The sequence below is a fragment of the Micromonospora sp. ATLC20 genome, assembly GCF_057196585.1.
In genome coordinates this window covers 1-9,219 of record NZ_JBXUOV010000207.1, presented here as the reverse complement: position 1 = coordinate 9,219, position 9,219 = coordinate 1, and the positions used below count along the sequence as shown (strand labels likewise).

General features: G+C 74.1%; 9 protein-coding genes. 1 reads left to right on the top strand and 8 read right to left on the bottom strand.

All coding sequences use genetic code 11. The features are described 5' to 3' along the window. From AC2CHG_RS27420 to AC2CHG_RS27390, 7 genes are all read right to left on the bottom strand, one after another. Positions 1 to 1,111, bottom strand: a 1,111-nt coding sequence (locus tag AC2CHG_RS27420; protein WP_484525887.1) for an NADH-quinone oxidoreductase subunit N, incomplete at its 3' end; no start/stop codon positions are given. Then, positions 1,108 to 2,613 carry a complex I subunit 4 family protein gene (locus AC2CHG_RS27415; protein WP_484525886.1) on the bottom strand — a complete coding sequence of 502 codons (1,506 nt, stop codon included), beginning with the start codon at positions 2,611 to 2,613 and terminating at the stop codon, positions 1,108 to 1,110. The genes AC2CHG_RS27420 and AC2CHG_RS27415, both read right to left, overlap by 4 nt. Next, positions 2,610 to 4,535 (bottom strand): NADH-quinone oxidoreductase subunit 5 family protein, encoded by a 1,926-nt coding sequence (locus AC2CHG_RS27410; protein ID WP_484525885.1) that lies wholly within the window; start codon positions 4,533 to 4,535, stop codon positions 2,610 to 2,612. The genes AC2CHG_RS27415 and AC2CHG_RS27410 overlap by 4 nt, the downstream gene beginning before the upstream one ends. Further along, entirely contained in the window at positions 4,532 to 4,897 is a 366-nt protein-coding gene (gene nuoK / locus AC2CHG_RS27405) for an NADH-quinone oxidoreductase subunit NuoK (RefSeq protein WP_262013109.1), read from the bottom strand. Before nuoK ends, AC2CHG_RS27410 begins: the two co-directional genes overlap by 4 nt. Continuing rightward, positions 4,894 to 5,436: an NADH-quinone oxidoreductase subunit J family protein gene (locus tag AC2CHG_RS27400; protein WP_194801447.1), complete on the bottom strand. Its 543-nt coding sequence runs from the start codon at positions 5,434 to 5,436 to the stop codon at positions 4,894 to 4,896. Before AC2CHG_RS27400 ends, nuoK begins: the two co-directional genes overlap by 4 nt. Then, positions 5,433 to 6,023: a NuoI/complex I 23 kDa subunit family protein gene (locus AC2CHG_RS27395; protein ID WP_120573060.1), complete on the bottom strand. Its 591-nt coding sequence runs from the start codon at positions 6,021 to 6,023 to the stop codon at positions 5,433 to 5,435. Before AC2CHG_RS27395 ends, AC2CHG_RS27400 begins: the two co-directional genes overlap by 4 nt. Positions 6,024 to 6,096: 73 nt before the next feature. After that, complete coding sequence (locus AC2CHG_RS27390) at positions 6,097 to 6,519, bottom strand: ester cyclase (protein WP_355506110.1); 423 nt, start codon at positions 6,517 to 6,519, stop codon at positions 6,097 to 6,099. 94 nt (positions 6,520 to 6,613) lie between these two features. Between AC2CHG_RS27390 and AC2CHG_RS27385 the strand changes: the two genes are divergently transcribed. Beyond that, positions 6,614 to 7,657, top strand: coding sequence for a glutathione S-transferase family protein (locus AC2CHG_RS27385; protein WP_357209103.1), 1,044 nt, complete (start codon positions 6,614 to 6,616; stop codon positions 7,655 to 7,657). A gap of 170 nt (positions 7,658 to 7,827) precedes the next feature. Here AC2CHG_RS27385 and nuoH read toward each other — a convergent pair whose 3' ends face one another. Then, entirely contained in the window at positions 7,828 to 8,790 is a 963-nt protein-coding gene (gene nuoH / locus AC2CHG_RS27380) for an NADH-quinone oxidoreductase subunit NuoH (protein WP_013288672.1), read from the bottom strand. Positions 8,791 to 9,219: the final 429 nt, after the last annotated feature.

The window sequence follows — 9,219 nt, the reverse complement described above, 5'->3', positions numbered from 1 at the left end:
GCGTGCCGCCGTCGCCGTCCGCCGGGCGCAACGCCACCACCGCGGCGAACGCGGCCAGCTCCAGCAGCACGAAGAAGATCGCGTACGCGACGGCTGCGGCGTACGCGGCCGCCCGCGCGTCGCCGGTGCGGCCCGCGGCCAGCGCCAGCGCGCCCAGCGGAGCCAGGATGTACCCCGCCTGGGCCACCGACGACCAGGCGAGCAACCGCACGGTACGCCGCTGACGCAGCGCCACCAGGTTGCCGACGGTCATGGTCAGCACCGCCAGCGCCGCCAGCACCGGGCCGGTCAGGTCACCCGGCAGCGCACGCTGCACCACAGCCAGCAGCGCCACCACACCACCGAGCTTCGAGGCGGTCGACAGGTACGCGGCCACCGGCAGCGGCGCGCCGTCGTACGTGGCAGGGGCCCAGGCGTGGAACGGCACGGCGGCGACCTTGAACGCCAGCCCGGCCACCACCAGCGCCACCGCGACCGTGGTCAGCGGCAGGTCGGTCAGGTCGTCGCGGGCGGCCAGGGTGGTGCCGAGCCGGTCCAGGTGCAGGGTGCCGGTGACCGCGTAGAGCAGCGCCGCGCCGAGCAGCGTCACAGTGGTGGCGACCACGCTGACCACGAAGAACGTCACCGCCGCCTCGGCACCGGCGAGGCTGCCCCGGCGCAGGCCGACCAGCACGTACAGCGGCAGCGTCAGCGTCTCCAGCGCCACGATCAGCGTGATCAGGTCGCCCGCGGCACCGAGCACCACGCCGCCTGTCATCGCGCAGGCGAGGAGGAAGCAGTACTCACCGACCGGGGTACGCCCGGCCCGCAGCAGCGGGCCGGACAGCGCCAGCACGCCGAGCGTGAGCAGCGCGATCACCGCCCCGACCAGAGCGGCCCGGCCACCCCACACCCAGGAGCAGTCCGCGCCCACGCAGAACGTGCGCCGCTCACCGGCCGCCCCGACCAGTGCCGCGCCGGCTGCGGTACCGGCCGCGCCGAGCGCCGCCACCGCCACCGTGACGGCGGGCCGGGCCACCAGCAGATCCACCAGCAGCACCAGGACGGCGGTGCCGGCGGCCAGGTACGCAGGCAGCATCGCCAGGTTGTCGACAGGCTGCACCAGGCTCATGGGACGACCCCCAGCAGCGCCTCAACCGGACCGGAGGCGTACGACAGCACGAGCGCCGGGGCCAGGCCGACCGCGAGCGCGAGCAGCACCAGCGGCGCCCAGGCGGTCAGTTCCGCCCCGGCCAGCCCGGGTGCGAGCCCCGCCACCGCCGGGCTGGGCCGCCCGTGGGTGACCCGGCGCAGCAGCCGCAGGAAGTACGCGGCGGTGAGCGCCCCGCCCAGCGCGGCCAGCACTGCAAGCGTCAGCCAGAGCGGGCCGCCCCGCTGCACGGCGGCGACCACGGCGAACGCCTCACCCCAGAACCCGGCCAGGCCGGGCAGCCCCAGCGAGGCGACGGCCGCGAAGCCGAGCAGCCCGGCCAGCCGGGGCGCGGTCTCCCGCAGCCCGGACAACTCGGCCAGCGAGCCGGTGTGCGCGCGGTCCTTTACCGCCCCGGCCAGGAAGAACAGCAGGCCGGTGATGACGCCGTGGGCGATGTTGCCGATCAGCGCGGCCTGGATCCCGGTGGCGGTGAGCGTGGCGACCCCGAGCAGCACGAAGCCCATGTGCCCGACGCTGGAGTACGCGATCAGCCGCTTCAGGTCATCCTGCGCCAGGCAGACCAGGCCACCGATCAGAATCGCCGCGACGGCGAGCACACCGAGCACGGGCGCGGCCCAGCGGGCGCCCTCCGGGGCGACGCCCACGGCGACCCGGATCAGCCCGTACGTGCCCATCTTGAGCAGCACCCCGGCGAGGATCACGCTGCCGACTGTGGGCGCCTGGGTGTGCGCGTCGGGCAGCCACGAGTGCAGCGGCCAGAGCGGGCTCTTCACCGCGAACGCGAGCGCCAGCAGCGTGAACGCGGCGAGCTGGGTGCCCCGGGACAGCCCGGCACCGCCGGTGAGCGCGACCAGGTCGGCGGTGCCCGCCGCGGACACCACCACGTAGACGCCGACCAGCAGCAGCACCGAGCCGAACAGCGTGTAGAGCGCGAACTTGCGGGCCGCCCGGCGACGGTCCGCGCCGCCCCAGCCGGCGATCACCGCGTACATCGGCAGCAGGACGACCTCGAAGAACAGGAAGAACAACACCAGGTCGAGCGCGAGGAACGTGCCGAGGATGCCGACCTCGACCACCAGCAGCAGCGCCACCAGCGCCCGCCCGCTGCCGCCGCCGGTCGGCACCCGCCACAGCGTGTACGCGCAGCACAGCAGCGTGAGCAGCGCGGTCAGCACCACGAGCGGCCAGGAGATGCCGTCCACGCCGAGGTGGAAGCGCAGGTCGAGCCCGGGCACCCACGGCACGTCGAGCTGGTGCCACGGCTGCACCGCCGGGCGTGGCCCGTACCCGAACCAGCCGTGGTCGCCGCCGACCAGCGGCAGCGTCGCCAGCAGCGTCAGCGCGGCGGCAGCGGTGCCTGCCACCCGGCCGGCCCGGTCGCCGGGCACGACGGCAGCGGCCAGCGCGCCGAGCGCCGGGACCGCCACCACGGCGACCAGCAGCACCTGCCCGAACGTCATGAGGTCACTCCGATCAGCGCGACCGCGAGGCCGATCAGCAGCGCGCCCGCGAGCACCCCGGCCGCCGCGCGCGGCAGCGCCGCCCGGTGCAGCGCGGCCAGGCCTCCGCCCACCTCGACCGCCGTCCGGCCGGTGCCCTCGACCAGGCCGTCCACGCCCAGTTCGTCACCGGTACGCACGACCCGCGCCAGCGCGCCCGCCGGGCGTACGACGACTGTGTGCTGGACGTCGTCGAGCCGGAACGCCCGGGCGAAGACCGGCCGCAGCGGACCCAGGAAGCGGGCCGGGTCGGCGGCCGGATCGCGGCGCCAGCCCGCCCAGGCGACGCCCGCACCGGCGAGCAGCAGCAGGAACGGCAGGATCAGGTTCGGCGCCAGGTGCACCAACTCGACCGCCTCGCCGGTGTCGTCGCCCGGCACGCGCAGCCGGTCGGCGAACCACTGCGCGAACGCGGCCAGGCCCAGCAGCGCAGCCGGGACCGTGAGCAGCAGCACCGGCCAGCGCAGCAGCGCGGGCGGGTCGTGCGGGCGCAGCAGCGGCGTGCGCGTGGCGCCGAGGAACGTGCGCAGCAGCAGGCGGGTCGCGTACCAGGCGGTCACCGCCACGCCGACCAGCCCGGCCAGCCAGACCAGCCAGCCCACCCAGGCGGCGGTCGGCCCGGCGCCGTCGAGCGCGGCCGCCTCGGCAGCCGCGAGCACGCCGTCCTTGCTCCAGAAACCCGAGAGCGGGGGTACGCCGGCCAGCGCGCCCAGGCCGACCACCATGCACCAGAACGTCACGGGCATGCCGGTACGCAGGCCGCCCATTCGGGACATCAGCGTGGTGCCCACGGCGTGGATCACCGCACCGGCGGCGAGGAACAGCAGCGCCTTGAACGCGGCGTGGGTGAGCAGGTGGAACAGCGCGGCAGCCGGGGCGCCGACCGCCAGCGCGCCGGTCATGTAGCCGATCTGCGACACGGTCGACCAGGCGAGCACCCGCTTGATGTCGTCCTGCGCGGTGGCGGCGAACGCGCCGAGCAGCATGGTGATCGCGGCCATCACGCCCAGCACGGCGAGCGCGGCCGGTGCGCGCTCGAACAGCGGGAACAGGCGGGCCACCGCGTACACCCCGGCGGCGACCATGGTGGCGGCGTGGATCAGCGCGGACACCGGCGTCGGACCGGCCATCGCGTCCGGCAGCCAGGTGTGCAGCGGGAACTGGGCGCTCTTGCCCGCCACCCCGGCGAGCAGCAGCAGGCAGGCGGCGGTGAGCGTGCCGGTGCCGTAGTCGTGGGCCAGCACGTCGGCGATCCGGAAGCTGCCCGCGCCCACGCCCAGCAGCGCGATGCCGAGCAGGAAGCCGACGTCACCCACGCGGGTGACCAGGAACGCCTTGACCGCCGCGCCGGGAGCCTCGGGCAGCCGCCGGTCGTGGGCGATGAGCAGGTACGAGCAGACGCCCATCACCTCCCAGCCGACCAGCAGCATGATCAGGTCACCGGACACCACCACCGTGAGCATGGCGGCGGTGAAGAGGCTGAGCTGGGCCGCGTACGGCGGGTAGCGGTGGTCGACGTCCACGTCGTCGTGCGGGCCCCGGCGCAGGTAGCCGATCGAGTAGACCTGCACGGCCAGCGCGACGGCGGCGACGGCGGTGGCGACGAGCACCGCCACGCCGTCCAGGCGCAGGCCGAGCGTGACCCGCAGCCCGCCCAGGTCGATCCAGGTGGTGGACGCCTCGACCGGGGCGTCCACGCGGACCAGCAGCGCCAGCGCGGCCAGCAGCGACACGGCCGCACCGGCCACGCCCAGCGCGATCGCCGACCGCCGGGCCGACGCCCGGTCCTGACGCGGGGCGGGCGGCAGCAGCAGGCCGAGCAGCCCGGCGACCAGCGGCGCGGCGGGCAGGATTGCGGCAAGCCACAGCATCGGCGTGCTCACCGGACCGCTCCCTGCGCGTTCGGCTGCTCGGCCGGGGCCACCGCGACCGCCGGCGCCGGTTCGTCGAGCGGTACGTCGTCGACTGTGACGCTGGCGCGCAGCCGGTAGAGCTGGAGCACGATGGCGAGCCCGACACCGATCTCGGCGGCGGCGAGCACGATCACGAACAGCGCGAACACCTGCCCGGAGTGCGGCAGCACGGCCTTGACTGTGGTGTCGGCGGTGACGAGCACCAGGTTCACCGCGTTGAGCATCAACTCCACCGCCATCAGCACCAGGACGGCGTTGCGGCGGCGCAGCACGCCGTACACGCCGAGGCCGAACAGCAGCGCGGCGGTGACGTACGGGATGACCGGCCTCACCGGCGCCCACCCTCGTCGGCGGGTTGCGCGGCGTCGACGGGCCGGCGGCCGATGTCGGGGCGGGAGAGCACGATCGCGCCGACCAGCGCGGCCAGCAGCAGCACCGACAGCACCTCGAACGGCAGCACCCAGGAACGGAACACCTGCTCGCCGATGCGCTCGGCGGTGCCGGCGGCCGGCAGGTCCACCCGGGACCAGCGGAACGCGTCGATCAGCAGCACGGCCAGGCCCAGGCCGCTGCCCGCGCCGACGAGCGCTGCGGCCCAGCCCGGCCGGTCCAGGTCGTCCGACGGGCCGATCGGCGCGCGGGTCAGCATCACCGCGAACAGCAGCAGCACCACCACCGCGCCGACGTAGATGAGCACCTGCACCCAGGCCACCAGCTCAGCGGTCAGCACCAGGTAGTCACCGGCCAGCGCGCCCAGGCACACCACCAGCCACAGCCCGGCCCGGACCAGGTGGCGGGTGGCGACCACCAGCGCACCCGCACCCACCGCCACCGCGCCCAGCGCCAGCAGCAGGACGTCCGCACCGGTCATGAGGCAGCCCCTCCGCCCGGATCGGTGGCGGCGTCGGGGCGTACCCGGGAAGGAGCCGGACGGGCCGACGGACCCGCCGCCTTCCGGGCGGCGGTGGTCTCCTCCTTGGAGGGGTCGCCGAGCGGGTCGTGAGCCGGCGGCGGCGGCACGGTGGCCATCCACTCGCCCAGGTGGTCCTTGTCGTGCAGCAGGTTCTTGATGTCGTACTCGGCGTACTCGAACTCGGGCGACCAGTAGAGCGCGTCGAACGGGCAGACCTCGACGCAGATGCCGCAGTACATGCAGAGCGAGAAGTCGATGTCGAACTTGTCGAGCACGTTGCGCTGGCGGGGGCGGGCGGCGCCGGGCACCGCCACCTCCTCCTTGTGCGAGTCGATGTAGATGCACCAGTCCGGGCACTCGCGCGCGCAGAGCATGCAGACCGTGCAGTTCTCCTCCAGCAGCGCGATCACGCCACGGGAGCGGGGCGGCAGCTCCGGCTCGACGTCCGGGTACTGCTGGGTGGTCGAGCGGCGGGTCATCGTCTTCAACGTGACCGCCAGGCCCTTCACCAGGCCCCCGCCGGGCACTCCACCGTGCTCGCTCATGCCGCCCATCCTGCCCTGTGGCCCGGGCGCGCGCGACCACCACCCGTCGCTTTGTCCCGCGCGTGCGGCCGGATCACGCCTCGCCGGGTGTGAGCGGGGGCAGCATCTCCACGCCGAGCTGCTGGAGCAGCTGGAACAGCTCGTTGACGCTCCACACGTCCACGATCCGCCCGTCGTCGTCGAAGCGCAGGAACGTGGCACCCGAGTAGCTGACCACGCGGCCGGTCGGCGGCACCGGGCCGAACTGCCCCGCCTGGGTGCCGGCGGCCCGCCAGCGCACCGCCACCCGCGTACCTGTCGCCACCACGTCGACGATCTTGTAGCGCAGGTCGGGGAACGACGCCCGCCGGTCCCGGTGCCACGCCAGCATCGCCGCCGGGCCGGTACCGCCGAGCCCCGGGCAGTCCGCCGCGACCAGCTCGTACGCGCTCTCCTCGCGCCCCGCGTTCCACACGTCGGCGACGAAACGCCGGGCTGCCGCCTCCACATCGATCACGGCGGGCAGCCTATGCCCCTCGGTGACGCACTCGCCCTGCCGGGAGCGGCCGGAGCGACAATGATGGGAACGAGAAGCGAACTCGGAGGTGGGTGTGGGCAGCGACGACGAGGTCCTGGACCGGACCGGCGGCAAGTACGTGGAGCCGGGTGGCGAGTTCACCCGGGATCAGCGCTACATCGCCACCCGGATCACCGCGGACGAGCGGGACGGCTGGCCGGTGGAACCGGGGCGCTACCGGCTGGCGGTCAGCCGGGCCTGCCCCTGGGCCAACCGGCTGATCATCATCAGGCGCCTGCTCGGGCTGGAGGACGCCATCTCGATGGCCGTGGCCGGGCCCACCCACGACAAGCGGAGCTGGACGTTCGACCTCGACCCGGACGGCAAGGACCCGGTGCTCGGCATCGAGCGGCTCGCCGACGCGTACTTCGCCCGCTTCCCCGGCTACGAGCGCGGCATCACCGTCCCGGCGCTCGTCGACGTGCCCACCGGGCAGGTGGTGACGAACGACTACGCGCAGATGAGCCTGGACCTCACGACCGAGTGGACGGCCCACCACCGGCCGGGCGCGCCCGACCTCTACCCGGAACCGCTGCGCGGCGAGATCGACGAGGTGAACGCTGTCGTCTTCGCCGACGTCAACAACGGGGTCTACCGGTGCGGCTTCGCCGGCAGCCAGGAGGCCTACGACAAGGCGTACCACAGGCTGTTCGACCGGCTGGACTGGCTCAGCGAGCGCCTGGCCGGGCAGCGGTACCTGGTCGGTGACACCATCACCGAGGCCGACGTACGGCTGTTCACCACGCTCGCCCGCTTCGACCCGGTCTACCACGGGCACTTCAAGTGCAACAGGCAGAAGCTCAGCGAGATGCCGGTGCTGTGGGCGTACGCCCGGGACCTGTTCACCACGCCCGGGTTCGGCGACACGATCGACTTCGACCACATCAAGCGGCACTACTACGAGGTCCACCGGGACATCAACCCGACGGGCATCGTGCCGCTCGGCCCCGACCTGAGCAACTGGCTCACCCCGCACGGGCGGGAGGAGTTGGGCGGCCGCCCGTTCGGCGACGGCACCCCGCCCCCGCCCCCACCCGAGTCCGAGCGGGTAGACCCGTCCCACACCCCCTTGCGCTGACCCACGCCCTTCCCTCGCCGCCCCGCCTCACCGCCCCGCCTTATCCCTCCCCGCCCCGCCCCGCCGATCTTGCACTTTGGGCCCTAGGCCTGGGCGCTTTGCCCCTTTCGCCGGGGCAGAAAGTGCAAGATCGCCGGGCCGGGCCGGGGCGGGGAGGGAGGGACGGTGGGTTACAGGGCCAGGCGGACTGCGGCGGTGAGGACTAGCTGGGCCAGGGCCAGGGGGACCAGGACCAGCCAGCAGAGGCGCTGGAGCTGGTCCTCGCGCAGCCTCGGGTAGCTCACCCGCAGCCAGATGATCACGAAGGCGACGGCGAAGACCTTCAGCAGCGTCCACAGCCAGCCGAGCTGCGCGTCGGCGAACGGACCCTGCCAGCCGCCGAGGAACAGCACAGTGGTCAGCGCCGCGATCACCACGATGCCGACGTACTCGGCGAGCAGGAAGAACGCGAACCGCAGGCCGGTGTACTCGGTCATGTAGCCGAAGACCAGCTCGGAGTCGGCCACCGGCATGTCGAACGGCGGGCGGCGGATCTCCGCCAGCCCGGCCACGAAGAAGATCACCATGGCCGGGGCCTGCCAGAGCAGCCACCACGGCTGCCACGCCTCCACGATGCCGGGCAGGCTGAGCGTGCCGGCCGCCATCGCCACCGAGGCGGCGGCCAGCACCAGCGGCAGCTCGTACCCGAGCAGCTGGGCCGCGCCGCGCAGCCCGCCGAGCAGGCTGTACTTGTTCGCCGACGCCCACGCGGACATGAGCACCGCCAGCACGCCGACGCCCACCACGGCGAGCACGAAGAACAGGCCGATGTCCAGCGGCTGCGCGACCAGGTCACCCGGCCCGAGCGGGATGACGAGCAGCACCAGCAGGTACGGCACCAGCGCCACCGCGGGCGCCAGCCGGAACACCGGCCGGTCCGCGTCGCGCGGGGTGACGTCCTCCTTCTGCACGAACTTGATGCCGTCGGCGACCAGTTGCGCCCAGCCGTGGAAGCCACCCGCGTACATCGGACCCAGCCGGCCCTGCATGTGTGCCATCACCTTGTGCTCGGCCTGGCCCACGATCAGCGGCAGCGTGAGGAACGCGACGAGCACCCCCGCCACGCGCAGGACCAGCTCCAACCAGTCCGGCATCAGCTCTCCCCCGCCGCGCCCGGCTCCGGCTCCTGCCGGGGCGGCCCGGTCGGCCGCTCCCCCGGCAACGGCCGCCCGAGCGGACCCGCCTCGTCGGCCCCCAGAGCAGCACCTGACCCCGGCCCGGCCTCCCCGGAAGCAGGCCGCTCCGGAGCATCCCCGGCAGTCGGCCGCGCCGGACGCTCAGCGGCAGCAGGGCGCGCCGGACGCTCCCCCGGAGCGGGCCGCGCCGGGCGTTCCCGGGCCGGGCGGATGGCGGCGTCGCCGTCGAACTCGCCCGAGCGAGAGCGGGCCGAGGCCGAACGGAGCCTTCTCACCAGCCAGATCACCGGCCTGACCAACCGGCTCAGCCCGCTGGTCTCGGCCGGCTCCGACCCCGGCGAGATCATCTCCGACGCCCGTCTCCCCGACTCGCCCAGCTCACCGAAC

Bases quoted from the DNA above. Each gene is read 5' to 3' on its own strand.
- AC2CHG_RS27415 (WP_484525886.1), bottom strand. From the start codon at position 2,613: ATGACGTTCGGGCAGGTGCTGCTGGTCGCCGTGGTGGCGGTCCCGGCG.
- AC2CHG_RS27400 (WP_194801447.1), bottom strand. From the start codon at position 5,436: ATGACCGGTGCGGACGTCCTGCTGCTGGCGCTGGGCGCGGTGGCGGTG.
- nuoH (WP_013288672.1), bottom strand. From the start codon at position 8,790: ATGCCGGACTGGTTGGAGCTGGTCCTGCGCGTGGCGGGGGTGCTCGTC.
- AC2CHG_RS27395 (WP_120573060.1), bottom strand. From the start codon at position 6,023: ATGAGCGAGCACGGTGGAGTGCCCGGCGGGGGCCTGGTGAAGGGCCTG.